The organism is Ruegeria sp. F5, assembly GCF_056533845.1.
The window spans coordinates 366,852-390,631 of record NZ_JBQFOU010000003.1; the positions used below are offsets into that span (position 1 = coordinate 366,852).

Annotated in this window: 22 protein-coding genes; 18 read left to right on the forward strand and 4 right to left on the reverse strand. The window is 61.1% G+C overall.

All coding sequences use genetic code 11. The features are described 5' to 3' along the window. Positions 1 to 137: 137 nt before the first annotated feature. The 9 genes from acs to ACR0K1_RS06725 all read left to right on the forward strand — a co-directional run bounded on the left by acs (position 138) and on the right by ACR0K1_RS06725 (position 10,350). Positions 138 to 2,102, forward strand: a complete 1,965-nt coding sequence (acs, locus tag ACR0K1_RS06685; RefSeq protein WP_480849356.1) for an acetate--CoA ligase — start codon at positions 138 to 140, stop codon at positions 2,100 to 2,102. Positions 2,103 to 2,109: 7 nt separating this feature from the next. Continuing rightward, on the forward strand, positions 2,110 to 2,793 hold the full coding sequence (locus tag ACR0K1_RS06690) for an adenylate kinase (RefSeq protein ID WP_480610303.1): 684 nt from the start codon (positions 2,110 to 2,112) through the stop codon (positions 2,791 to 2,793). A 181-nt stretch (positions 2,794 to 2,974) separates the two neighbouring features. Continuing rightward, entirely contained in the window at positions 2,975 to 3,259 is a 285-nt protein-coding gene (locus tag ACR0K1_RS06695) for a DUF4212 domain-containing protein (protein ID WP_480610301.1), read from the forward strand. Positions 3,260 to 3,274: 15 nt separating this feature from the next. After that, on the forward strand, positions 3,275 to 5,059 hold the full coding sequence (locus ACR0K1_RS06700) for a sodium:solute symporter family protein (RefSeq protein WP_480610300.1): 1,785 nt from the start codon (positions 3,275 to 3,277) through the stop codon (positions 5,057 to 5,059). 109 nt (positions 5,060 to 5,168) lie between these two features. Continuing rightward, a complete protein-coding gene (locus ACR0K1_RS06705) occupies positions 5,169 to 6,992 on the forward strand; it encodes a DUF294 nucleotidyltransferase-like domain-containing protein (protein ID WP_480610299.1) in 1,824 nt (607 codons plus the stop codon). A gap of 49 nt (positions 6,993 to 7,041) precedes the next feature. Next, entirely contained in the window at positions 7,042 to 7,560 is a 519-nt protein-coding gene (locus ACR0K1_RS06710; protein WP_480610297.1) for a hypothetical protein, read from the forward strand. A gap of 2 nt (positions 7,561 to 7,562) precedes the next feature. Beyond that, the gene (locus ACR0K1_RS06715; RefSeq protein WP_480849359.1) at positions 7,563 to 8,975 is read left to right on the forward strand and encodes a 3'-5' exonuclease; all 1,413 of its coding nucleotides are present in this window, start codon (positions 7,563 to 7,565) and stop codon (positions 8,973 to 8,975) included. 88 nt (positions 8,976 to 9,063) lie between these two features. Continuing rightward, on the forward strand, positions 9,064 to 9,564 hold the full coding sequence (locus ACR0K1_RS06720) for a flavin reductase family protein (protein WP_480610294.1): 501 nt from the start codon (positions 9,064 to 9,066) through the stop codon (positions 9,562 to 9,564). Between the two features lie 87 nt (positions 9,565 to 9,651). Further along, positions 9,652 to 10,350, forward strand: a complete 699-nt coding sequence (locus ACR0K1_RS06725; RefSeq protein WP_480610292.1) for a sulfotransferase family 2 domain-containing protein — start codon at positions 9,652 to 9,654, stop codon at positions 10,348 to 10,350. Between the two features lie 33 nt (positions 10,351 to 10,383). Here ACR0K1_RS06725 and ACR0K1_RS06730 read toward each other — a convergent pair whose 3' ends face one another. From ACR0K1_RS06730 to ACR0K1_RS06740, 3 genes are read right to left on the reverse strand one after another with little or no spacing between them, the layout of a single operon-like run. After that, a complete protein-coding gene (locus ACR0K1_RS06730; protein WP_480610291.1) occupies positions 10,384 to 10,863 on the reverse strand; it encodes a DUF6505 family protein in 480 nt (159 codons plus the stop codon). Continuing rightward, entirely contained in the window at positions 10,863 to 11,555 is a 693-nt protein-coding gene (locus ACR0K1_RS06735) for a biotin/lipoate--protein ligase family protein (protein ID WP_480610289.1), read from the reverse strand. The genes ACR0K1_RS06730 and ACR0K1_RS06735 overlap by 1 nt, the downstream gene beginning before the upstream one ends. Then, positions 11,552 to 12,613, reverse strand: coding sequence for an Mrp/NBP35 family ATP-binding protein (locus ACR0K1_RS06740; protein WP_480610287.1), 1,062 nt, complete (start codon positions 12,611 to 12,613; stop codon positions 11,552 to 11,554). The genes ACR0K1_RS06735 and ACR0K1_RS06740 overlap by 4 nt, the downstream gene beginning before the upstream one ends. Positions 12,614 to 12,721: 108 nt before the next feature. Here ACR0K1_RS06740 and ACR0K1_RS06745 point away from each other — a divergent pair, with 108 nt between their 5' ends. After that, positions 12,722 to 13,450, forward strand: coding sequence for a hypothetical protein (locus ACR0K1_RS06745; protein WP_480610285.1), 729 nt, complete (start codon positions 12,722 to 12,724; stop codon positions 13,448 to 13,450). Here the strand turns inward: ACR0K1_RS06745 and ACR0K1_RS06750 are convergent. Continuing rightward, on the reverse strand, positions 13,444 to 15,393 hold the full coding sequence (locus ACR0K1_RS06750) for a 4Fe-4S binding protein (protein ID WP_480849362.1): 1,950 nt from the start codon (positions 15,391 to 15,393) through the stop codon (positions 13,444 to 13,446). The two genes, ACR0K1_RS06745 and ACR0K1_RS06750, sit on opposite strands and share 7 nt — an antisense overlap. Before the next feature lie 230 nt (positions 15,394 to 15,623). Here ACR0K1_RS06750 and ACR0K1_RS06755 point away from each other — a divergent pair, with 230 nt between their 5' ends. The 8 genes from ACR0K1_RS06755 (at position 15,624) to ACR0K1_RS06790 (ending at position 23,774) form a co-directional block, all read left to right on the forward strand. After that, positions 15,624 to 16,178 carry a DUF3305 domain-containing protein gene (locus ACR0K1_RS06755; RefSeq protein WP_480610282.1) on the forward strand — a complete coding sequence of 185 codons (555 nt, stop codon included), beginning with the start codon at positions 15,624 to 15,626 and terminating at the stop codon, positions 16,176 to 16,178. Beyond that, complete coding sequence (locus ACR0K1_RS06760; RefSeq protein WP_480849365.1) at positions 16,175 to 16,741, forward strand: DUF3306 domain-containing protein; 567 nt, start codon at positions 16,175 to 16,177, stop codon at positions 16,739 to 16,741. The genes ACR0K1_RS06755 and ACR0K1_RS06760 overlap by 4 nt, the downstream gene beginning before the upstream one ends. A 4-nt stretch (positions 16,742 to 16,745) precedes the next feature. After that, positions 16,746 to 17,357 carry a TorD/DmsD family molecular chaperone gene (locus ACR0K1_RS06765; RefSeq protein WP_480610278.1) on the forward strand — a complete coding sequence of 204 codons (612 nt, stop codon included), beginning with the start codon at positions 16,746 to 16,748 and terminating at the stop codon, positions 17,355 to 17,357. Between the two features lie 59 nt (positions 17,358 to 17,416). Then, positions 17,417 to 17,605 carry a ubiquinol-cytochrome c reductase iron-sulfur subunit N-terminal domain-containing protein gene (locus tag ACR0K1_RS06770; RefSeq protein WP_039535039.1) on the forward strand — a complete coding sequence of 63 codons (189 nt, stop codon included), beginning with the start codon at positions 17,417 to 17,419 and terminating at the stop codon, positions 17,603 to 17,605. Between the two features lie 128 nt (positions 17,606 to 17,733). Beyond that, positions 17,734 to 20,628, forward strand: a complete 2,895-nt coding sequence (locus ACR0K1_RS06775) for a formate dehydrogenase subunit alpha (RefSeq protein ID WP_480610276.1) — start codon at positions 17,734 to 17,736, stop codon at positions 20,626 to 20,628. Between the two features lie 11 nt (positions 20,629 to 20,639). Then, positions 20,640 to 21,233 carry a formate dehydrogenase FDH3 subunit beta gene (gene fdh3B / locus ACR0K1_RS06780; protein WP_010439472.1) on the forward strand — a complete coding sequence of 198 codons (594 nt, stop codon included), beginning with the start codon at positions 20,640 to 20,642 and terminating at the stop codon, positions 21,231 to 21,233. Positions 21,234 to 21,308: 75 nt separating this feature from the next. Further along, positions 21,309 to 22,511: a formate dehydrogenase subunit gamma gene (locus tag ACR0K1_RS06785; protein ID WP_480849368.1), complete on the forward strand. Its 1,203-nt coding sequence runs from the start codon at positions 21,309 to 21,311 to the stop codon at positions 22,509 to 22,511. Further along, positions 22,512 to 23,774 (forward strand): c-type cytochrome, encoded by a 1,263-nt coding sequence (locus ACR0K1_RS06790; RefSeq protein WP_480849370.1) that lies wholly within the window; start codon positions 22,512 to 22,514, stop codon positions 23,772 to 23,774. Positions 23,775 to 23,780: the final 6 nt, after the last annotated feature.

The window sequence follows — 23,780 nt, forward strand, 5'->3', positions numbered from 1 at the left end:
CCTGATATTACCGCAATTTATTTATTTATTTTCAAAGCACGGTAATATTCAGCATGGGGAGGAAAAGGATCGACTTCGCCGGAACACCCGGCGAAAAACGATCCAAAGCAATCCAGTCCTAGAGGGAGGAGCCTCATATGACCACCGCTGCCCAGGCAGATGCCAAGACATATCCGCCATCCGCAGAAACTGTTGCGCGTGCACATATAGATGCCGCGAAATACACCGAGATGTATGCCGCCTCGATCGATGATCCGGACGCATTCTGGGGTGAGCAAGGCAAGCGTATCGACTGGATCAAGCCCTTCTCGACGGTCAAGGACACGAATTACGATTTCGGTTCCGTCAAAATCAACTGGTATGCCGATGGTACGCTGAACGTGTCGGCCAACTGCCTGGACCGCCATCTAGAGAAACGCGGTGATCAGACGGCGATCATCTGGGAGCCGGACGATCCGAACGACCCGGCACAGCACATCACCTATGCCGAGTTGCACCGCCGCACCTGCCGGATGGCCAACATTCTGGAATCGATGGGCGTGCGCAAGGGCGACCGGGTTGTGATCTATCTGCCGATGATCCCCGAGGCCGCCTATGCCATGCTGGCCTGCGCGCGGATCGGCGCGATTCATTCGATCGTTTTTGCTGGGTTCTCTCCGGACGCGCTCTCCGCCCGGATCAACGGGTGCGACGCCAAGGTCGTGATCACCGCCGATGAGGCCCCGCGCGGTGGCCGCAAAACGCCGTTGAAATCCAACGCCGATGCCGCCCTGCTGCACTGCAAGGACACCGTCAAATGTCTGGTCGTCAAGCGCACCGGTGGTCAGACCACGTGGATCGACGGGCGCGACTATGACTATAACGAGATGGCCCTTGAGGCGGACGATTACTGCGCCCCTGCCGAGATGGGTGCTGAAGACCCTCTGTTCATCCTCTATACCTCCGGCTCGACCGGCCAGCCCAAGGGCGTGGTCCACACCACCGGCGGCTATCTGGTCTATGCGTCGATGACGCATCAGATCAGCTTCGATTACCATGACGGCGATATCTATTGGTGTACGGCGGATGTGGGCTGGGTCACCGGGCACAGCTATATCGTCTATGGCCCGCTGGCCAATGGCGCGACTTCGCTGATGTTCGAAGGCGTGCCGACCTATCCGGATGCCGGCCGCTTCTGGGAGGTCTGCGCCAAGCACAAGGTCAACCAGTTCTACACCGCCCCCACCGCGATCCGCGCGCTGATGGGTCAGGGCGACGAATGGGTCGAAAAGCACGATCTGAGCGATCTGAAGATTCTGGGCACCGTGGGCGAACCGATCAACCCCGAAGCCTGGAACTGGTATTACAACGTCATCGGCGGCGGGCGCTGCCCGATTGTTGATACCTGGTGGCAGACCGAGACCGGCGGGCATCTGATGACTCCACTGGCCGGGGCCCACGCGCTGAAGCCCGGCTCGGCCATGAAACCGTTCTTTGGCATCGAACCGGTGGTTCTGGACCCGCAATCCGGGGTCGAGATCGAGGGCAACGGGGTCGAGGGCGTGCTGTGCATCAAGGACAGCTGGCCCGGCCAGATGCGCACCGTCTGGGGCGATCACGAGCGGTTCGAGAAGACCTATTTCTCGGACTACAAAGGCTACTACTTCACCGGTGACGGATGCCGCCGCGATGAGGATGGCGATTACTGGATCACCGGACGTGTCGATGACGTGATCAACGTTTCGGGTCACCGTATGGGCACGGCCGAGGTCGAAAGCGCGCTGGTTGCGCATGCCGCCGTGGCCGAGGCCGCCGTGGTCGGCTATCCGCATGAAATCAAAGGACAAGGCATCTACTGCTATGTCACTTTGATGAATGACCGCGAGCCGTCGGATGAGTTGCTGAAAGAGTTGCGCACCTGGGTCCGGACAGAAATCGGCCCGATTGCCAGCCCGGATGTGATCCAGTGGGCCCCCGGCCTGCCGAAAACGCGGTCCGGCAAGATCATGCGCCGTATCCTGCGCAAGATTGCCGAGAACGACTTTGGCAGCTTGGGTGACACGTCAACGCTGGCCGATCCGTCGGTGGTCGAAGACCTGATCGAAAACCGCGCGAACAAGTGAGGATGTGATGGACGCTGACACGATCACCACACCCGCCGTTCTTATCCTTCTCGGCCCTCCGGGTGCCGGGAAGGGAACGCAGGCCCGTATGCTTGAGGACAAATTCGGGCTTGTGCAACTCAGCACCGGTGATCTGTTGCGCGCGGCAGTCGCCGCCGGGACCGAGGCGGGGAAAGCCGCCAAGGCTGTCATGGAAGCCGGCGATCTGGTCAGCGACGAGATCGTCATTGCCATCCTGCGCGACCGCATGGCGGAACCGGATTGCGCCAAGGGCGTCATTCTGGACGGCTTCCCGCGCACCACAGTTCAGGCCGAGGCGCTGGACGGCCTGCTGTCGGAAAACGACCAGAAGATCAGCGCCGCCATCAGCCTCGAGGTTGAGGATGCCGAGATGGTGATCCGAATCTCGGGCCGCTACACCTGCGCCGGTTGCGGTGAAGGCTATCACGACACGTTCAAGCAGCCCGCCGTCGAAGGCGAATGCGACAAGTGCGGCCATACCGAGTTCAAGCGCCGGGCTGATGACAACGCGGAAACCGTGGCTTCGCGCCTGCAGGCCTATCACGCGCAAACCGCGCCGCTGATCACGTATTACGAAACGCATGGTGTCCTGCAGCGCACGGACGCCATGGGCAAAATCGAAGACATCGCCAGCGATCTTGAGGCAATCGTCGGCGACGCGATGAGTTAAGGGGAGGAGAGAGGCCGTAAGGCTTTGATCCTAAATCAGAATACTTCAAGGACCCGCCTTGGCGGAACCGGGAAGTCTTGCCTGATGCCATCTGGTATCCGGCACAAGTGAGAAGCGGCCCAACGCACTGGAGGAGTTGGGCAACGGGCCGCCCAACGAGGAAGCGAAGGAGGACCCCGCAATGGCGGATCAATCAACAAACTCCGCGCAGACTGCCGAGGCCGACAAGGGCTATTGGCAGGCCAACCTGCGTCTCATCTACATCAGCCTCGCGATCTGGGCGCTGGTGTCATTTGGATTCGGCATTCTGCTGCGTCCGCTGCTGTCGGGCATCTCCGTCGGCGGAACCGATCTGGGCTTTTGGTTCGCTCAGCAGGGATCGATCCTGGTCTTTCTGGTGCTGATCTTCAACTACGCCTGGCGCATGAACAAGCTGGACGCCGAGTTCGGCGTGGACGAAGAGTAAGGGAGAGCGGGGACAATGGATCAGTTTACCATCAACCTGCTGTTTGTTGGCGCATCCTTCGCGCTATACATCGGCATCGCGATCTGGGCCCGGGCGGGGTCCACATCGGAATTCTACGCCGCCGGTCGCGGCGTTCACCCGGTCACCAACGGTATGGCGACAGCGGCGGACTGGATGTCCGCGGCCTCGTTCATCTCGATGGCGGGCCTGATTGCCTTTACCGGCTATGACAACTCGACCTTCCTGATGGGTTGGACCGGTGGCTACGTGCTGCTGGCTCTGCTGCTTGCGCCCTACCTGCGTAAGTTCGGAAAATACACCGTATCCGAGTTCATCGGCGACCGTTTCTACAGCCAGACCGCACGTGTTGTGGCCGTGGTCTGTCTGATCGTTGCGTCGGTGACCTACGTGATCGGTCAGATGACCGGCGTGGGCGTGGCCTTTGGCCGCTTCCTCGAGGTGTCGAACACCTCCGGTCTGCTGATCGGTGCCTGCGTCGTGTTTGCTTACGCGGTGTTCGGCGGGATGAAAGGCGTGACCTATACGCAGGTCGCTCAGTACTGCGTGCTGATCACCGCCTACACCATCCCGGCGATCTTCATCTCGCTGCAGCTGACCGGCACGCCGATTCCGGCGCTGGGTCTGTTTGGTGACACCGCCAGCGGTGAGCCCCTGCTGACCAAGCTGGATGCGATCGTGACCGAGCTGGGCTTTGCCGACTACACGGCGCACCACTCGAACACGCTGAACATGGTGCTGTTCACGCTGTCGCTGATGATCGGTACCGCCGGTTTGCCGCACGTGATCATGCGCTTCTTCACCGTGCCGAAAGTGTCTGACGCCCGCTGGTCCGCCGGCTGGACGCTGGTCTTCATCGCGCTGCTGTACCTGACCGCACCCGCGGTTGGCGCAATGGCCCGTCTGAACATCACCGACATGATGTGGCCCAATGGTGGCATCGAAGGTGGCGCTGTCTCGGTCGAGGAAATCGACACCGATCCGCGTTATGACTGGATGAAAACCTGGCAGAAAACCGGTCTTCTGGATTGGGAAGACAAGAACGGCGACGGCAAAATCCAGTACTACAACGACAAGTCCGAAGCCATGACTGTCATCGCGGAAGAAAAAGGCTGGGTCGGAAACGAGCTGACCAAGTTCAACCGTGACATTCTGGTTCTGGCCAACCCCGAAATCGCCAACCTGCCGGGTTGGGTGATCGGTCTGGTCGCTGCCGGTGGTCTTGCGGCTGCTCTGTCGACCGCTGCGGGTCTGTTGCTGGCGATCTCGTCGGCGGTGTCCCACGACCTTGTCAAAGGTGCGATCAACCCGTCGATCTCTGAAAAGGGTGAACTGCTGGCGGCGCGGATTGCAATGGCCGTGGCCATCGTCGTGGCAACCTATCTGGGTCTGAATCCTCCGGGCTTCGCGGCGCAGACGGTGGCCTTGGCGTTCGGTCTGGCGGCTGCCTCGATCTTCCCGGCGCTGATGATGGGGATCTTCTCGACCCGCATCAACAACACCGGCGCGGTTGCAGGTATGCTGGCAGGTCTGGTCGTGACCCTGGTCTACATCTTCCTGCACAAGGGCTGGCTGTTCATTCCGGGCACCAACTCGTTCACCGATGCTGATCCGCTGCTGGGTCCGATCAAGTCGACCTCGTTCGGTGCAATCGGTGCGATGATCAACTTTGCGACTGCCTACGTTGTTGCAGGCATGACCAAAGAAACTCCGCAGGAGATCAAGGATCTGGTCGAAAGCGTTCGCATTCCCCGTGGTGCTGGCGCAGCTCAGAATAAATGAGCATGATGCGGCATATGGTTAACTTCCATATGCCGCGTCTTTCGACTTACTTGTCCCGCCCGGCATATCACCGGGCGGGATTTTTCAATCAGACAACCGGAGACAAATAATGCCCCTGTCCCATGATCAGATCACCCGGTTTCTGAAATCCGTACACCCCTATGACGCCCTGCCGGACACGGTTCTTGACGACATCGCCAAGCAGATCGAGGTGTGGGAGGTGGACGAAGACAGCAGCGTCTACGATCTGGGCCACACTCTGCCCGGCGTTTTCGTGATCTACGAAGGACAGGTCGAAATCACCGATGAGAATGGCGAGGTTGTATCTCATCTGGGTCTGCGCAATTCATTTGGCGAACGCGGGCTTTTGAAGGGCGGCAAAGCCTCGACCAAGGCGCGGGCGAACTCGCCTTCGGTCCTGATCGTCCTGCCCCCTGATCTGGTGCGAGAGCTGATCGACGGGCATGATGTCGTCTCAAAGTTTTTCAACCGGACACGCGGCGGGCGCACCGGCCCCCAAAGCCTTGCCACCAGCGCCATCGACGTGCTGATGGCCCGGAACCCGGCCACCTGTCCCCCCGGCACGCCGGTTCGGGATGCTGCACAGATCATGCGCGACAAGCGGATATCTTCGCTGTGTGTCAGCGATGAAGCCAAGCTGCTGGGCATTGCGACCTTGCGGGATATCTCGGGCAAATACGTGGCGGATGCGATGGCACCGGATACGCCTGTCTCGGCGATCATGACGCCCGATCCGGTCACGCTGTCCCCCTCTGATATCGGGTCGGACGTGCTGCACGTGATGATGGAGCGCGGGATCGGCCACATCCCGATCTGCGAAGGCGGGCAACTGGTCGGTATCGTGACCCAAACGGACCTGACCCATTATCAGGCCGTGAACTCGGCCGAACTGGTGCGCCAGATTGCGCAGGCAAATGCGGCCCAGGATATGGCACAGGTCACGGCCGAGATCCCTCAGCTTCTGGTTCAGCTTGTGGCCAGCGGCAACCGGCATGAAATCGTCACCCGGCTGATCACCGATGTTGCGGATACGGTCACGCGGCGATTGCTGGCTCTGGCCGAAGAAAAGCTTGGCCCCCCGCCCGTCCCTTACCTGTGGCTGGCCTGCGGCTCGCAAGGCCGGCAGGAACAGACGGGTGTGTCCGATCAGGACAATTGCCTGATGCTGGATGACAGCGTGACCGAGGCCGACATGCCCTATTTCGCAGCGCTTGCGAAATTCGTGTCGGACGGGCTGGACGTTTGCGGATATTTCTACTGTCCCGGCGATATGATGGCGACCAATCCGCGCTGGTGCCAGCCGGTGCGGGTCTGGCGCGAGTATTTCAGCGGCTGGATCGCCAAACCCAACCCCGAGGCGCAGATGCTAGCCTCGGTCATGTTCGACCTGCGCCCGATCGGCGGAGCGTTTGACTTGTTCGCCGACCTGCAATCGGAAACGCTGAGGGCCGCCAGCGCGAATTCGATCTTTGTCGCGCATATGATCTCGAACTCGCTGAAACACACACCGCCTTTGGGCCTGTTGCGGGGGTTTGCGACCATCCGCTCGGGCGAGCATCGCAACACGCTGGACCTGAAACACAACGGCGTTGTCCCGGTGGTCGATCTGGCGCGCATCTACAGCTTGCAGGGCCAACTGCCCGAGGCCAACACCCGCGCCCGCCTGAAAGCCGGTGAAGGCGCTGGCGTGCTTAGCCCCTCGGGCGCACGGGATTTGCTGGACGCCTACGACCTGATCGCCGAAACGCGGCTGGAGCATCAGGTCGGGCTGGTAAAATCCGGCGACACACCAGACAATTACCTGCCGCCCTCGAACCTTTCGGATTTTGAGCGAAGCCATCTTCGGGATGCGTTTGTGGTGGTCAAAACCATGCAGTCCGCAGTGGGTCATGGCAAAGGAATGCTGGGCTGATCCCGGCCCAAGAATAAAAGGCTGACAAGCCGGAAGAACGGAGAGACACATGTTTCTGGAATTGATCGGCACGATTTTTGCGGGCTTTGCCTTTGCGGGCGTCGTGATGGTGCTGAACAAGTTGTCGGGTGGGCGCTTGCCCCGTTGGGCGGCCCCTGTCGCCGCCGGGTTGGGGATGATCGGCATGACCATCGCCAGCGAATATTCCTGGTATGACCGCACGCGCGGCACCCTGCCCGGCAGTCTTGAGATTGTCGAAGAGGTTGAAAGCCGCGCGTTCTATCGCCCGTGGACTTACGCAGTGCCCTTTGTCGACCGGTTCGCGGCCATCGATACGGTATCGGTGCGCAAGAATGACGAGGTCCCGGACCAGCGCCTTGTCGATCTGTATTTCTTCGGACGCTGGGCTCCGGTGTCCAAACTGCCGGTCGCCGTCAACTGCGCCGAAAACCGCCGCGCCAGTCTGGCTGACGGGGTCGAGTTCGGCGACGACGGGCGCGTGCTGAATGCAGACTGGATCGCCCCCGGTTCAGGTGACCCGATTATCGAGGCAACCTGCGGAGTCTGATCATGCTGACCAAGCTGAGCCTGCGCCTTCGTGTCTTTCTGTTCTTCTGCCTTCTGGCCGTGGGCGGGCTGGCCGTCAGTTCGGTTGCGCTTTGGATCAGCTATGCACGGTCCAACGATCCGGACCTGTTGGACTCATTCATCTTCGCCGAAATCCTGATCGCGTTTGGGTTTCTCGCCATGATCGCCGGGATTTGGCTGCTGTTCGACGACAATGTCGCCAAACCGATCGAGCGCCTGTCCGCCGAGTTGCGCGCGCGGGCGCACGCGGGCGTCAGTACCGACATGGATCTGGACGCGGCAAAGTACCTTGGCGATCTTGCGCCAGCCGCCGCCGGGCTTGCCGATCAATTGTCCGACAAAACGATGAACATCGCCGAGGTCATTGCCGCCGAAACCGCAAATCTCGCTGCGGAAAAACAGCGGCTTACGGCGCTGTTGACCGAAATTCCCGTCGCCATGCTGCTGGCGGGACCGACGCATAAGATCGTTCTATATGACGCGCAGGCGGCCGAGGTTCTGGCCCAGATCGCCCATCCCCGGCTAAACGCCTCGCTTTTTGAATACCTCGACCCGACGCATCTGGAAGGCGCCTATGCGAAGCTGACGAAAACAGGTCTGGACGTGACCTGCACGTTGCGCAGCATCGATGGAAATCAGACCTATTCGGCCCGGATGAAGCCGCTGGGCGACGCGCCCGGCTATATGCTGATCTTCGACGACAGCGCCGTCCAGATCTCACCCGATGCCGAGCGCCCGCTGGTCTATGATTTCGACCTGCTCACCTCGAACACGGAAGGCGAATTTGAAAGCCTGTCCCTGTCCGATCTGTGCTTTGTGGTCTTTGACACCGAAACGACCGGCCTGCTGCCCCACAAGGACGAAATCGTTCAGATCGGCGCGGTTCGGGTTCTGAAAGGGCGGATCGTCGAGGGTGAGCGCATCGACACGCTGGTCAATCCCGGCATTCCGATTCCGCCCGCCTCGACCCGGGTTCACAAGGTCAGCGACCACATGGTTCAGGGCGCGCCGGATATTTCCGAAGCCGGACGGCTCTTTCACCAGTTTGCCCGTGATGCGGTGATCGTGGCCCATAATGCGCCGTTCGACATGGCCTTTCTGCGCCGCCATGCAAAACGAATGAATGTCGAATGGGATCACCCGATCCTGGACACCGTCCTGCTGTCGGCGGTCCTGTTCGGGGCCAGCGACACCCACACGCTGGACGCGCTATGCGAACGGCTGGACATCGACATCCCCGAAGCGCTGCGCCACACCGCCTTGGGGGACGCCGTTGCAACCGCCGAGGCGCTGGTCAAGATGCTGCCGATGCTGCAGGCCCGGGGTATGAACACGTTCGGGGCCGTCATCGTCGAGACGCGCAAACACGGCCGTCTGCTCGAGGACCTGAACTGACCTGCCGTAATATGCGGGTCAAAGTCAGCTTTCGATGGACAAATCCGGCGGGCCGTGGCACCTGATGCGCGGCCAAGGAACAAGCGCGATGACCGAGAAGACCTTTACCCCCAGCCCCGATCAAAGAAATGCCTTTCGCGAGGCATTGGGCTGTTATGGCACGGGTGTAACCGTCATCACCACGGAGACTGCACTGGGGCCACGGGCAATCACCGTGAACTCTTTCGCGTCCGTGTCGCTGGACCCGCCGCTGGTGCTGTGGTGTCTGGCCAAAGAGTCGAACCGCTTCGACGCGTTCAGCGACTGCCAGCACTACTCCATCCATGTCATGGCGCAGGAACAGCAGGATCAGGCGCTGAAATTCGCCCGCGACGGGGCCGATTTCTCGCATGCCGACTGGGCCGCAGACACGTCAGGCGGCCCGCGTCTGGCCAATTGCCTGGCCCGGTTCGATTGCCGCCTGCATGCCCGGTACGAGGCCGGGGATCATCTGATCCTGATCGGTCACGTGGAAACGGTCATGCACCGCCCCGGTCAGGGCCTTATTTTCAAGCGCGGTCAGTTCGGGAAGTTTCTCGACAACATCTGAATACTCGTTTCTCTTCATCTATGGTGAGTGGCCTGCTAAATTGCTATCCGGCCCGCAATCACCACAGGCAGTGCGCTCGGAGAGAAGATGATCAGCAGCAAAAAGAACTTTGTCTTCGTGCACATCCCGAAGACCGCCGGAAGCTCGGTCACCTATTGCCTGCGGCACGATTTCGACCGCGAGAACAGGGTGCAGCGCTTTGTAAACAGCATTTCGAAACGTGTCTCGGGCCGGAAAATCTATGAGATCACGCAGTTCCAACCTCTGCCAAACCACGCCACGGCGGCTGAATATCTTGCCTATTTCGGAGATCGTTACTGGTCGATGAAAAGCTTCAGCTTTGTGCGAAACCCATACGATTTGATGGTTTCGTTTTTCTATTACATGCAACAGGCGCCGCAACATCATGACCATGAAAAGGTGCAGGGGCTGAGTTTTCGGGATTACATTCTAAAGACCTACGACCCCGATCACCCGGAAAGCTGGCAGGTGCGTTATCTTGTGGATGATGAAGGGCGCAATCTCGTTCAGAAAATCGGGCGTGTCGAAACGGTCTCGGACAGCTTTTCAGAGATCACGCGGCATCTTGGGATCAACGCTGAACTGCCGCATCTGAACAAATCGAAGCGTGGTAGTTACCTGCAGCATTACGACGACGAGACGATCGATCTTGTCGCCCGCGTGTTCCGAATTGATTTTGAGCAGTTGGGTTACAGCCTTGATCCGAACTGCACCGAAGTGACCCCGATGCAGTTGGAGCCGCATCCGAAACTGCTGGCGTACTAGTAATTCCCTGCTTTTCCGGTGACTAAGCCGGGCTCATTCGTCCAGCGACCCATGCACGGCCAGAGCCTCAAGCTCGGCCTCTTGCGGGGTGATGACACGAAATGCTTCGTGCACCCCTGCATCAGACAACTCGCGGGCGACGGTCAGCAGTGTGTTGGGCCCATGCTCTTCGCATAGCTCTGACATATGATCGATTTCGGCTTGGGCCACGTCCAGCGCGGCCTCAAGGGAAGGCGCGCCGTAGAGTTGCACGAAATGTTCCGCCAGATTGCGCGCGACCTGATCCCGTTCCGCAGGTTCGATCTGCGTCACGGCAACAAATGTCACGCGGCCAAAGGTTTCTAACCCCAGCCATCCATTGGCAAAAGCCTGACGTGCTTTGCCTTCAAGATCGCCCTCACCCCAGTTCGAAAACTCGAATCCGCCCGAGATGCACCATTCGCCGGTACGCGCCGGAGAATGAAAGACGTTCATGTCGCTTTCGTCGAAATGGATTGCACGGGCCAGTTTCATCAGGCGGTCTCCAACAATTGCGTCAACGGGCGCAGATGGGTGTCCGCGCCGTCGCGGATCAGCATGCCAAAGCGTTCGTCTGTGCCAAGGAATACTCCGCCGTCCACCGGTTCTCCGACCCCGCGCAGCAGACCCATCCATTCGGCGTGCAGCGGCGCGTTGCCGTCCTCTTGCCACCGGTTGAGCCATGTCAGCATGTGGCGCGACCAGCTTTCGACCAACTGGGTTGGCGAAACGTCGGCGCATCCCTCATCATAGAGCGCGGTCACGTCAGGCGTTTCCCCCGGCGCGTCGCTGGTTTGCAGCAAGGCCAGTTCCCATCCGACAACCAGCCAATCGGGCTGATCCCCGGGCGCATGGGTCGAAGCGGCCACGTGAAACGAACCGCATTTGGCACCGTTCACGCAAATCAGCCCGTCCCAGCCCAGATGCACGGCGACTTCGGGCGGGGCCAGCGCCCCCAGCGCGTTCTGAAAGCCCACGGCGCAGAGCGGCAGCATCGCCATTGCGTCTTGCAACGCAACCTCGGGCGCGAACACGATGGCGACGCGCAGGCGGTCGGCCTGAATGTTGTAGATCACCGTTCCTGCATCGCAACCAAGCGTTGCCACGGCCTGCGCGCGTTCAAACGGGTCTTCCCCACCCTTTACGGGTTGCCCTGACAGCAGCGGGGGAAAGACCGGCTCGGTCATGCTTTGCCTTTGGCGATCATGTCCCGCGCGATTTTTCGGAAGGCCTCGGCCTGCGGGCTGTCCGGCTTGCTGACCACAATGGGTGCGCCCCCGTCCGCCGCAACGCGGATGTCCAGATGCAGCGGGATTTCACCCAGCAATGGCACGCCCATGGCCTCGGCCTCGGACGCGACGCCGCCGTGGCCGAACACATGCTCCTCGTGCCCGCAATTCGAACAGATATGGGTGGACATGTTCTCGATCATCCCGACGATGGGGGTCTTGAGCTGGTTGAACATGTCGATCCCCTTGCGGGCATCGATCAGCGCCACATCCTGCGGGGTGGAGACAACGATTGCGCCGTCCACCTGAAACTTCTGGCTCAGCGTCAATTGCACATCGCCGGTGCCCGGCGGCAGGTCGACGATCAGCACGTCCAGCGCCCCCCATTGCACCTGGCTCATCATCTGTTGCAGCGCGCCCATCAGCATCGGCCCGCGCCAGACAACGGCCTGCCCTTCATTGGTCATCAGCCCCATCGACATCATGGTGACACCGTGATTGCGCAGCGGCAGAATAGTCTTTCCATCGGGGCTGGCCGGTCGGCCCGAGACGCCCAGCATGCGGGGTTGCGACGGGCCATAAACATCCGCGTCCAGCAGACCCACGCGGCGACCCTCAGCCGCCAGCGCACAGGCGAGGTTGGCCGAAACCGTAGACTTACCCACGCCCCCCTTGCCCGAGGCAACCGCAATGATCCGGTCCACCCCCGGCACCGCCTGCGGCCCGGTTTGCGAGGGCTTCGGCTTGGGCTTCAGATCCGGCGGGGCCTTGTCTGAATGCGCGGTCAACATGGCCGAAACCTTGGCGACCCCATCCACCATCTGTGCCGCCTTTTCAGCGGTCTCGCGCACCGGTTCCATCTTCTCGGCGTGTTTCGGATCGATCTCCAGCACGAACCGCACGGTGTCGCCTTCGACGTTCAGCGCGCGTACGACACCGGCGCTGACAATGTCCTGACCGGAAACCGGGTCGGTGATCTTTTTCAGGTTCGCAAGAACCGCGTCACGGACAGTCATGCCTTTGCCTCATTGATTTGCCCAACCGCGTGGCTGCCATTCATTGCATGTGTCTCCGTCTCATTCTGTTCATTTGACGCATCCCGCACTGCGCCGTTAGGCTGCGGCATGCGCGTTGTCCTCTTGTGCCTGAGCCTGACGCTCACCGCCACCCCCTCTTGGTCGCAGGAGGCCATTGGCCTTGCCGCCCCGGCCGAGGTATCAGACACGGGCCTGTTGCAACATATTCTTCCGCGCTTCTCACTCAAGACCGGGATACGCGTGATTGCGGACGAAACCGGTGTCATGACCTTGACAACCACCCCGCCGGGTGAGCCGGTTTTTGCCCGAGGCGATACGGTTTTCTTCCTGCAAACCGAAGAGAACGCCCGCCAGACCCGGTTCCGCGACTGGCTGTTGTCTGACATCGGCAAACGCACGGTCGAAAGCTTCGCCCCACCTGACGGTGCCCCGTTCAGCGCCACGTTCGAAATCGCGGCAGCGGTTGATGACTCCGCCGTGGACGGCGACACGGTGCTGGGCGAAGAACTGTCGATGACCCATTGCGGGCGCTGCCATGTCATTGGGCCGAAGAACCGGATGAACGGTCTTGGCTCGACCCCGTCTTTCGCCGTGCTGCGATCCCTGCCCGACTGGTCCGAACGGTTCGAGGCTTTCTTTGCCCTCAACCCCCACCCCGCCTTCACGCAAATCGACGGGGTGACGCCGCCTTTCGACCCCACGCGCCCCTCGCCCATAGTTCCGGTCGAAATGACGCTGGACGATCTCGAGGCGATCCTCGCCTTCGTCTCGGTCATCAACGCAGCCGACCTTGGCGCGCCGCTGAAGCATCAGTGATCCTTCCGTTTTGAGAAATAGTCATCCGTGGTCACAACACGCGGCTTCGGGTTTGACTGGAACGGGTTGTCCTTCTGCTGGAACTGCGCGTTCACCCGGCAATTGTCGCACATCTGGATCATCCGCGCCTTGTCCGAGGTGGCAAACATCGGATGCGTGCCCGACAGCTTGTCCATAATGCGCTCGACCGTGGATTTCACCCCGAACAACGCGCCGCATTCGACGCAGGCAAAGGGTTCTTCCTCGTTCAGAACTTGTTGGGACAAAGCCGCGTCGCTCAGGTCAAGCTGCGGAACCAGCGTGATCGCGTTTTCGGGGCAGATGCCGCGACACAGGCCGCATTGCAGGCAGGCATCTTGCTGGAAGTTCAGTTGCGGTTTGTCCGGGTTGTCGATCAGCGCGCCAGAGGGGCAGAGCGACACACAGCTGAGACAAAGGGTGCAGGCGTCGGTGTCCACGGCAACCGCCCCATACGGCGCGTTTTCCGGCAGGGGCAAAGGCGTATCGAGGCCCGGGTTCAGCGACTGCGCCGCAAGGCGGGCGATCTGCCTGCGGTTGCCCAGTGGCAGAACCGGATCGGCCAAAGGCGCGGAAACTTCCTGTGAATACAGAAGATCGGACAAGGCGTCGGGATCGCTCTGATCAATCAGCCCCAACCCGGCCTTGGGCGCGATTGCCTGCGCCAAAGCAAGTTCCGATTTCAGCGCATCCCGCTCGGTTGTCGGGGCCAGCAGGATATCGACTCGCGCAAAGCCATGCGCCAGCGCGGCCAGCATCTCGGCATGGCCGAACCCGGAAATCACGGATAGCTCCAATGGAATGACATCCGCAGGCACGCCCCGCCCAAAGCGGGCGGAAAGCCGGATCATCTCGGCCCCGAAGGCATCATGCACCAACAGTCGGGGCGCAGTGCCCCCGGCGCGACGATAAGTGCGCGCCAGAATATGGAGCCGGGACAGAAGGGCCGAAACCGGCGGGTCTTCGTATGTGATCGCGGTCGAGGGGCACAGGGCAGAACATTCACCGCAACCAGCGCAGATCATCGGATCGATGGTGACATGCTCACCCGCGGGCGTTATCGCCCCTGTCGGACAGATATCCAGACAGTTCGTGCAGGCCACCTGTTCGGCGCGGGAATGCGCGCACAGGGTTTCCTCCAACCTCACGTAAAGCGGCTTTTCGAAAGTGCCCACAAGCTGCGCCGCGTCAAAGGCCAGCCGTTCAATCGCAACGGTGTCTTTCGGATCGGCGCGCAAATACCCCTCGCGCTTGGCGGGGGCCTGAACGAACGGCGATCTTCCGGCCAGATCGATGACGATATCGCAGGCCGAGCGCGCGCCGTCGCGCGGTTCCGACCACCTGAATTCTCCGCGCCCGCCGGGTTCGAGCTGTTGCAGCGCATCCAGTTTCAGGGAAAAGCCACCCAGCGCACCGTTCAGGGATTTCACCCGCCCGCGAATGGCATCGAACGCGCGCGAGACCGGCTGCGCCTTGTCCGTCACCAGCACCGTCACGGCCAGCGTTTCCGACAAGCGTTCGGCCAATGGGAAAGCGACCTCGCCCGCTCCGACGATGAAACACGTGCCCTCGCTTATGACATCCACGCTTGAGGTGACGGGCTGCGGCACCATCGCCTCGGCGGTCAGCGCCGCCATCTTGGCGGTGGCGTTCCGGCCCTGATCGGACCAGCCCGCCCGGTCGCGCAGATCGACAAAGCCCGGCGTCTCAACGCCCATATCCTCGGCCAAATCCCGAAACACCGCCTGTTCCTGCCCGCAGGCTATCAGCGCCGCGCCGCCATCCTTCAAATGCTCTGCCGCAGCGCCCAGTTCTTTGGTGCAGAGCGCGGTATGCACCTTGGAACATTCAACATCGCAAGCTGCAGCGATCCCGTCGGCGCCCACGGCTTGCGACCCTGCGCAATCACAGAGCAGTAGTTTCATGCAAATTCCTCCCCAACATCCCCACCACTTTAGGCCGCAGCGGGGCGGAGGCAATGTAAACCCGCAAAAAAAGGACAGAGTTGCTGTCTCACGGTTCGTCCGCGTCGTTAACAGCATAAACAAACGGTGATGAGCCCCGTTTCCGATCAATACAGGCTTGGCAGGTGACAGTTTTGTGTACCATAGTAGACCTTGGGGAAGGCAGGGGAGAGCCTTCCGGGGAGGAGTACGTGGCCAAGGCCGCAAACCAGACAGAGATGCCGGTTGGCGTCATCGTGCGCAAAACCCCCGGGGTGACCCGGTGGGCGAAGTGGAACTGGCGCGCCGTTGCAGCCCTTCCCGGCGCAGGTCCGGCGGACTGGGTTGAACTGCGCCGCGAAGGCGACGCGGTTGAATACCACGCCGCCACCCTGCCCCTGAAACTCTGGTCGGATGAGACCGAGGCGTATATGGCCAACCTGTCGGACGGGCAGCCCTCGGTCTACCTTGTGATGCGCAACGAGCCCAGCGGCGACCATCCCCTGACGGCGGTTCTGATCACGGCCTCACCTTACGAGGGTCAGGATTATGCCGATACGGGCGAAGAGATCGTCGAAAAGATACCGATGACCGAAGGGCTGATCGCCTGGGTTCGCGATTTCACCCTGCAGCATCACCAGGACGAGGTTTTCGTCAAACGCCGCCGCGACAAGAAACGCACCGATCTGGTCGAGGACGGTAAGGGGGATGCGCGTATCCGGCAGACCTCGGACGTGTATCGCGCACCTCGGAGGGCCGTGCATTGACCGAAGCGCGCGATTTCTGGTCCCGTCGCAAGGCGGCGGTGCAGGCTGAAGTCCAGGCCGAACGGACCGCCGTGGAGGAACAGGCCCTCGCAGATCAGCGCGCCGAACTGGAAGAAAAGTCTGACGCCGAGATACTGGCCGAGTTCAACCTTCCCGACCCGGACGACCTGCAACCCGGCGATGACGTATCAGGTTTCATGGCCAAAGCGGTACCCGACCGGCTGCGCCGCCGCGCGCTGCGGCGGTTGTGGCGGCTGAACCCGGTGCTGGCCAATGTCGATGGGCTGGTGGATTACGGCGAGGACTATACCGACGCGGCCTGCGTGATCGAAAACCTTCAGACCGCCTATCAGGTCGGCAAAGGCATGCTGGCGCATGTCGAAGCTCTGGCCGCGGATGAGGACATTGGCGAAGAGGAAGAAGACGCAGCCCCCGAGCCTATGATCGCCGACGAAGAACCGCAGGACACCCCCGTTCCGGTCGATGTGGCGCAGGTCGATGACACCGAAGATGCGGACCTGCCGCCCGCCCCGCGTCGCATGACATTCGAGTTCGAAGGATAACGCAATGACCGCAAGCGAAGCGCAACAGATGGATGTCTCGGCCGAGGATCGCCTGCGCGCGGATTTCTACAACTTTCTGGGTCTGATACTGTCAGCCCCGCCGGATCAGATGCTGTTGGATCAGGTCTCGGGCCTGAGCGGTGACGACACCGATCTTGGGCAAGCCATACAAGCCATGGCGCGGGTGGCCAAAGTCACCAAACCCGCCGCCGCCGAGCGCGAGTTCAACGCGCTGTTCATCGGTCTGGGGCGGGGCGAGTTGCTGCCATATGCCAGTTTCTACCTGACCGGATTCCTGAACGAAAAGCCCTTGGCGCAGTTGCGCAACGATATGGCGTCACGGGGCATTACCCGCGCGCAGAACGTGTTCGAACCCGAAGACAACATCGCCTCGCTGATGGAGATGATGGCGGGCATGATCGTCGGCCGGTTTGGCACGCCAGCCTCGCTGGACGATCAAAAAGCGTTCTGGAACAAGCATATCGGCCCGTGGGCCGTGCATTTCTATTCGGATTTGGAAGCCGCTGAAAACTCGGTTCTCTATGCCTCGGTCGGCACCGCTGGCCGGACCTTCATGGAGATCGAGCGTGAGGCCTTCCGAATGACGGCAGCCTAGGCTGCCACTCGCCAGCGCCGAAATCGGCGCTATGTCGCAAATGGGAAAGGAGGACTCCCATGAGCAAGACCAAGGAAGAAGGCGCAACCCGCCGCGACTTCCTGAAACTGGCCGGAACCGCAGCGCCCGCTGCCGTTGCCGCCGCCAGCCTGACCGGAAAAGCCGAAGCAGCCGAGCTGCCAACGGATGAAACCCGGATGCAGGACACCGCGCATACCCGCGCCTACATCGAAAGCACGCGCTTTTGAGCCACGATGAAAGCACCCGGCTCTAACCGGACGCTTTCCCCCCGACTGACGGTTGCGATTGGCCCTGACGTCGGCACCAAGAGTACCAAGCCAGCCGTGGCTTACACGGCGCGCAAGGGAGGAAACCAATGCTTAGGAAAAAGACCAACGGGGTTGCGAAACGCCCCCAGCGGACAAGTATCCTGTCCCAGGTCGGCGAAAAAACCGTCGATCGCCGCGCATTTCTGCGTGGCTCGGGCCTGACGATCGGCGGCCTTGCCGCAATCAGCGCCACGGGTGGAACCGTGACGCCTGCCAGCGCCCAGACAGCGGCCAATCAGGCCGTCGAAAACATCAAATCCGTATGCACCCATTGCTCGGTCGGCTGTACCGTCGTCGCCGAAGTGCAGAACGGCGTCTGGATCGGGCAGGAACCCGGTTGGGACAGCCCGTTCAATCTGGGGGCACACTGCGCCAAGGGGGCCTCGGTCCGCGAGCATGCCCATGGCGAACGCCGCCTGAAATATCCGATGAAAAAGGAAGGCGGCGAGTGGAAGCGCATCAGCTGGGAAGAGGCGATCAACGAGATCGGCGACGGCATGATGAACATCCGCGAAGAATCCGGGCCGGACAGCGTGTACTGGCTGGGTTCTGCGAAACACAACAACGAACAGGCCTATCTGTTCCGCAAGTTCGCCGCATATTGGGGCACGAACAACGTGGACCATCAGGCGCGTATCTGCCACTCGACCACCGTTGCGGGCGTTGCGAATACATGGGGCTACGGCGCCATGACCAATTCGTATAACGACATCCACAACTCGCGGGCCATCTTCATCATCGGCGGCAACCCGGCCGAGGCGCACCCCGTCTCGCTGCTGCACGTTCTGCGCGCGAAAGAGCAGAACAACGCCCCGCTTATCGTCTGCGACCCGCGCTTTACGCGCACGGCGGCGCATGCGGATGAATATGTGCGGTTCCGCCCCGGCACGGACGTCGCTTTGATCTGGGGTATCCTGTGGCACATCTTCGACAACGGCTGGGAGGACAAAGAGTTCATCCGCACCCGTGTCTGGGGCATGGACCAGATCCGTGAAGAAGTTGCCAAGTGGAACCCGGATGAGGTCGAGCGCGTCACCGGCACTCCCGGCTCGCAGCTTAAGCGCGTTGCGCGGACCATGGCCAACAACCGCCCGGGCACCGTGATATGGTGCATGGGTGGGACGCAGCACACCAATGGTAACAACAACACCCGTGCCTATTGCGTGTTGCAGCTGGCGCTTGGCAACATGGGCACTTCGGGGGGTGGCACCAACATCTTCCGCGGCCATGACAACGTGCAGGGCGCGACGGACCTTGGCGTTCTGTCCCACACCCTGCCCGGCTACTATGGCCTGTCGAAGGGTGCGTGGGGTCACTGGGCGCGTGTCTGGGGTGAGGAACCCGAATGGCTCGCCGGTCAGTTCGCAACGATCAAGGACAAGGACGGCAAGGACAAACCGCTTCAGAACGAACGCGGCATCCCGGTGTCCCGCTGGATCGACGGTGTTCTGGAAGACCCGGCCAACATGGATCAGGACAACAACGTCCGCGCCATGGTTCTGTGGGGCCACGCGCCCAACTCTCAGACCCGGATGACGGAAATGAAGACGGCGATGGAAAAGCTGGACATGCTGGTCGTGATCGACCCGTATCCCACCGTTTCCGCCGTTCTGCATGACCGTACTGATGGCGTCTACCTGCTGCCCGCCTGTACGCAGTTCGAAACCCGTGGCTCGGTCACGGCGTCGAACCGGTCGCTACAATGGCGCGACAAAGTGGTAGAACCACTGTTCGAAAGCCTGCCGGACGAGGTCATCATGGCCAAGTTCGCCAACAAGTTTGGCTGGGCGGATCGGTTGTTCCGCAATATCGAGATGGACGATCCGGAAACCCCCAATGTTGAAAGCATCACACGTGAGTTCAACGCGGGTCTCTGGACCATCGGATATACCGGTCAGTCGCCAGAGCGTTTGAAAAGCCATATGGCCAACCAGCACACGTTCGACAGGACCACGCTGCAAGCCATTGGTGGACCCAACGACGGCGAATATTACGGTCTGCCGTGGCCCTGCTGGGGAACACCGGAGATGGGTCATACGGGGACACCGAACCTCTATGACATGTCCAAACCGGTGGCCGAAGGTGGCCTGACCTTCCGCGCGCGCTTTGGCGTGGAACGCGATGGCGACAATCTGCTGGCCGAAGGCGTCTATAGCGTTGGATCGGAAATTCAGGATGGATACCCTGAATTCACGATGCAAATGCTGATGGATCTTGGCTGGGACGGTGATCTGACGGCTGAGGAACGCGCAGCCATCGACGCCGTTGCGGGACCAGAGACCAACTGGAAAACCGACCTGTCCGGCGGCATCCAGCGGGTCGCGATCGAGCATGGCTGTGCGCCCTTCGGGAACGCCAAAGCCCGCGCGGTTGTCTGGACCTTCCCGGATCCGATCCCACTGCATCGCGAGCCGCTTTACACAAACCGGCGCGATCTGGTCGAGGACTATCCGACCTATGAAGACCGTCAGGCCTATCGCCTGCCCACCCTTTATGCTTCGATCCAGAAGAACGACTTTTCAAAGGATTACCCGATAATCCTAACGTCAGGTCGTCTGGTCGAATATGAAGGCGGCGGGGATGAGACACGGTCGAACCCGTGGCTGGCCGAGCTGCAGCAGGACATGTTCGTCGAGATCAATCCGCGCGACGCCAACAACCTTGGTATTCGCGACGGATCGCAGGTCTGGGTCGAAGGTCCCGAGGGCGGCAAGGTCAAGGTGATGGCGATGCTGACCAACAGGGTCGGTGCCGGCGTTGCCTTCATGCCGTTCCACTTTGGCGGCCATTTCCAGGGCGAGGACCAGCGGCACAAATACCCCGCCGGGGCCGACCCCTATGTGCTGGGTGAAAGTACCAACACCGCCCAGACCTATGGCTATGATTCAGTGACCCAGATGCAAGAGACCAAAGCGACTCTCTGCAAAATCTGGGCAGCGTAAGGAGGACGATAATGGCTAGAGCAAAGTTTCTCTGCGACGCTGAACGCTGCATCGAATGCAACGCCTGCGTGACCGCGTGCAAGAACGAGCACGAGGTGCCCTGGGGCATCAACCGCCGCAGGGTGGTGACGATCAATGACGGCAACCCGGGCGAACGCTCGATCTCGGTGGCCTGTATGCATTGCTCGGATGCGCCCTGCATGGCGGTGTGCCCGGTCGACTGCTTCTATCAGAACGAAGAAGGGGTCGTCCTGCATTCCAAGGACCTGTGCATCGGTTGCGGCTATTGCTTCTACGCGTGCCCGTTCGGCGCGCCGCAATACCCGCAGGCGGGCAATTTCGGATCGCGTGGCAAGATGGACAAATGTACCTTCTGCGCCGGCGGCCCCGAGGAGACGCACTCGACCGCAGAGTTCGCCAAATACGGTCGCAACCGGATCGCCGAGGGCAAACTGCCCATCTGCGCCGAGATGTGTTCCACCAAGGCCCTGCTTGCTGGAGACGGCGACGTTGTGTCCGCCGTTTACCGCGAACGCGTCGTGGCGCGCGGTTTCGGTTCGGGCGCCTGGGGTTGGGGCACGGCCTACGACCAGAAAGACGGCTAAGAAACCGTCTGTGTGAACCAAACAGGCGACCCGCATCCGTGGGTCGCCTGACAGGGAATTTTGACCGAGGTTCAGATGTTCCGCTTACTCATCGCATTTCTGCTTGCCTTGGGGGTTGCTCAAGCCACCTTGGCCCAAACGGCGGATGACACATCCTCCGCACCGGACCGTGCCGAGACCGGCGGGGCAACGACGCTAGAGGATATCCTCGCCCGGCAACGCGGCGAGCAGGTCGATAACACGTTCCGTTCCGAAAACACCGGTCAGGGTAATGTGGAAGGCCTGCTTGGCCAGTTCGGCACGCGCGGTGTCGCCTCGGACAGCGATGTGTATCGCGCGCTTCGATATGGCTCGGCAGATGTCACTGTTTCGTCGCGCGGACCGGCTGACAGTGTGCTGATACAGGATGGCGGCATGTGGTGGCTGAACTTCCGCACCGGCCCGCTGCGCGAATACGGAACGTATATTCTGGGCGGCATGATTGCCATCATCGTGCTGTTCTTCCTGATCCGAGGAAAGATCAGGATTGATGGCGAGAAAACCGGCCGGACGGTGACGCGGTTCAACAGCTTCGAGCGGTTCGGCCACTGGCTTTTCGCCGGGTCCTTTCTGGTTCTTGGTATCACCGGGCTGCTCACGCTTTATGGCCGCGATTTTCTGATCCCTGTGTTCGGCAAAGAAGGGTTCGCGACCATCGCGCAGGCCTGCAAATGGCTGCACAACAATCTGGCCTGGGCCTTCATGCTGGGGCTGATCATCGTCACGGTGAACTGGATCGCCCATAACATCCCGAACCGGACCGACCTCAGATGGCTGGCCGCTGGCGGCGGTCTCTTCACCAAAGGCAGCCACCCGCCCGCCAGAAAATTCAACGCGGGACAGAAGGTCATCTTTTGGGCCTGCATCCTTCTGGGCATATCAATCAGCCTGTCGGGCCTGTCGCTGCTGTTCCCGTTCGAGCTGCCGATGTTTGCCAAGACCTTCCAGATCGCCAATGCAACCGGCCTGCCGCAGATGCTGGGCCTGAACCTGCCCGTGCAGATGTCGCCGCAGGAAGAAATGCAATATGCACAGGTCTGGCACGTGATGGTCGCCTATGTCTTCATCGCCATCATCATCGCGCATATCTACCTCGGCTCGGTCGGGATGGAGGGCGCGTTTGACGCCATGGGCACCGGTGAAGTCGAAGAGCAATGGGCGCGCGAGCATCACTCGCTGTGGCTGGAAGAGGTTCAGGACAAAGAGGCCAGCAAAGGGGCGGCCTCGCCCGCCGAATAGATGCGGGGACTGGCGCTGGCGCTGGCCCTTTTGCCCCTGCCTGCAGGGGCCGAGTTCTTTACGCTCAAGGGTCATGGCGGGCCGATCATGGGGATCGCGACCGCGCCGGACGGGCGTATCGCCACCGCAAGCTTCGACAATTCGGTGGGCCTGTGGACCGAACAGGTGCCGGAATGGCTGGAGGGGCACGAGGCCGCAGTCAACTCGGTCGCGTTCAACGGAACCGCCGTTTATTCGGCGGGTGACGATTTCACGTTGCGCCGCTGGCCGGGTGGCGAGATCGTTGGGCGGCATCAGGGCAAGATCGTCGGTCTGGCCGCATCAAAAACCCACGTCGCAACAGCAAGCTGGGACGGGACTATTGGCCTCTGGCCTGTGGACGGTTCCCAACCCATGATAATTGGCCCCACCGGCAGCGGCGTGAATTCCGTGGTGTTTTCACCGGATGGAACGCAGCTCTACTCGGCGGGCATGGATGGGTCACTGCGCATCTGGCATGTTGCGAGCGGCGAGGAAAAAACCCGACTGGTCGAACATGGGTTCGGCATCAACGAACTGGTGTTGAACCCGCAGGACAACTGGATCGGCTACGGCGCCGTTGATGGCGTGACGCGAATTCTGGACCTGACAACCGGGGAAGAGCGCGATTTCACCCTGGGCCGCCGCCCGATCCTTGCGCTGGCCCTCAGCCCGGATCGCAGCCTGCTGGCTGTCGGGGACGGCGAAGGGTATATCATGGTGATCGACACGGCTGAATGGCGCATCTCTCAGGATTTCCGCGCCACGCTGCGCGGGCCTGTCTGGGCGCTGGCATTCTCGACCGACGGCAGCAACATCCATGCGGGCGGCATTGACGAAGCAATGTACAGCTGGCCTGTCAGCGCCCTGTCCGATGCGGAAAAGATGGCAGCGTCGGAACCGGCATTCCTTAAAGACCCCGATGAGATGGAGAACGGCGAACGTCAGTTCGCCCGGAAATGTTCGATCTGCCACAGCCTGACACCCGACGGTGAACGACGCGCCGGGCCGACCCTGCACGGCATCTTTGGTCGCCCCGCCGGAACGCTGCCGGGGTATTTATACTCGGATACGCTGCAAGACTCTGATATCATTTGGAATGAAGAGACGATAAATGCCCTTTTCGACGAAGGGCCCGACCACTACATTCCGGGATCGAAGATGCCGATGCAACGCATAGCGCAAGCGCAGGACAGAACCGATCTGATCGCCTTTCTGCGCCGCGCAACGGCCGACCAGAACTGAACCGGA

Coding starts and splice junctions, on each gene's coding strand:
- acs (WP_480849356.1), top strand. CDS start 138: ATGACCACCGCTGCCCAGGCAGATGCCAAGACATATCCGCCATCCGCA.
- ACR0K1_RS06690 (WP_480610303.1), top strand. CDS start 2,110: ATGGACGCTGACACGATCACCACACCCGCCGTTCTTATCCTTCTCGGC.
- ACR0K1_RS06695 (WP_480610301.1), top strand. CDS start 2,975: ATGGCGGATCAATCAACAAACTCCGCGCAGACTGCCGAGGCCGACAAG.
- ACR0K1_RS06700 (WP_480610300.1), top strand. CDS start 3,275: ATGGATCAGTTTACCATCAACCTGCTGTTTGTTGGCGCATCCTTCGCG.
- ACR0K1_RS06705 (WP_480610299.1), top strand. CDS start 5,169: ATGCCCCTGTCCCATGATCAGATCACCCGGTTTCTGAAATCCGTACAC.
- ACR0K1_RS06710 (WP_480610297.1), top strand. CDS start 7,042: ATGTTTCTGGAATTGATCGGCACGATTTTTGCGGGCTTTGCCTTTGCG.
- ACR0K1_RS06715 (WP_480849359.1), top strand. CDS start 7,563: ATGCTGACCAAGCTGAGCCTGCGCCTTCGTGTCTTTCTGTTCTTCTGC.
- ACR0K1_RS06720 (WP_480610294.1), top strand. CDS start 9,064: ATGACCGAGAAGACCTTTACCCCCAGCCCCGATCAAAGAAATGCCTTT.
- ACR0K1_RS06725 (WP_480610292.1), top strand. CDS start 9,652: ATGATCAGCAGCAAAAAGAACTTTGTCTTCGTGCACATCCCGAAGACC.
- ACR0K1_RS06730 (WP_480610291.1), bottom strand. CDS start 10,863: ATGAAACTGGCCCGTGCAATCCATTTCGACGAAAGCGACATGAACGTC.
- ACR0K1_RS06735 (WP_480610289.1), bottom strand. CDS start 11,555: ATGACCGAGCCGGTCTTTCCCCCGCTGCTGTCAGGGCAACCCGTAAAG.
- ACR0K1_RS06740 (WP_480610287.1), bottom strand. CDS start 12,613: ATGACTGTCCGTGACGCGGTTCTTGCGAACCTGAAAAAGATCACCGAC.
- ACR0K1_RS06745 (WP_480610285.1), top strand. CDS start 12,722: ATGCGCGTTGTCCTCTTGTGCCTGAGCCTGACGCTCACCGCCACCCCC.
- ACR0K1_RS06750 (WP_480849362.1), bottom strand. CDS start 15,393: ATGAAACTACTGCTCTGTGATTGCGCAGGGTCGCAAGCCGTGGGCGCC.
- ACR0K1_RS06765 (WP_480610278.1), top strand. CDS start 16,746: ATGACCGCAAGCGAAGCGCAACAGATGGATGTCTCGGCCGAGGATCGC.
- ACR0K1_RS06770 (WP_039535039.1), top strand. CDS start 17,417: ATGAGCAAGACCAAGGAAGAAGGCGCAACCCGCCGCGACTTCCTGAAA.
- ACR0K1_RS06775 (WP_480610276.1), top strand. CDS start 17,734: ATGCTTAGGAAAAAGACCAACGGGGTTGCGAAACGCCCCCAGCGGACA.
- fdh3B (WP_010439472.1), top strand. CDS start 20,640: ATGGCTAGAGCAAAGTTTCTCTGCGACGCTGAACGCTGCATCGAATGC.
- ACR0K1_RS06785 (WP_480849368.1), top strand. CDS start 21,309: ATGTTCCGCTTACTCATCGCATTTCTGCTTGCCTTGGGGGTTGCTCAA.
- ACR0K1_RS06790 (WP_480849370.1), top strand. CDS start 22,512: ATGCGGGGACTGGCGCTGGCGCTGGCCCTTTTGCCCCTGCCTGCAGGG.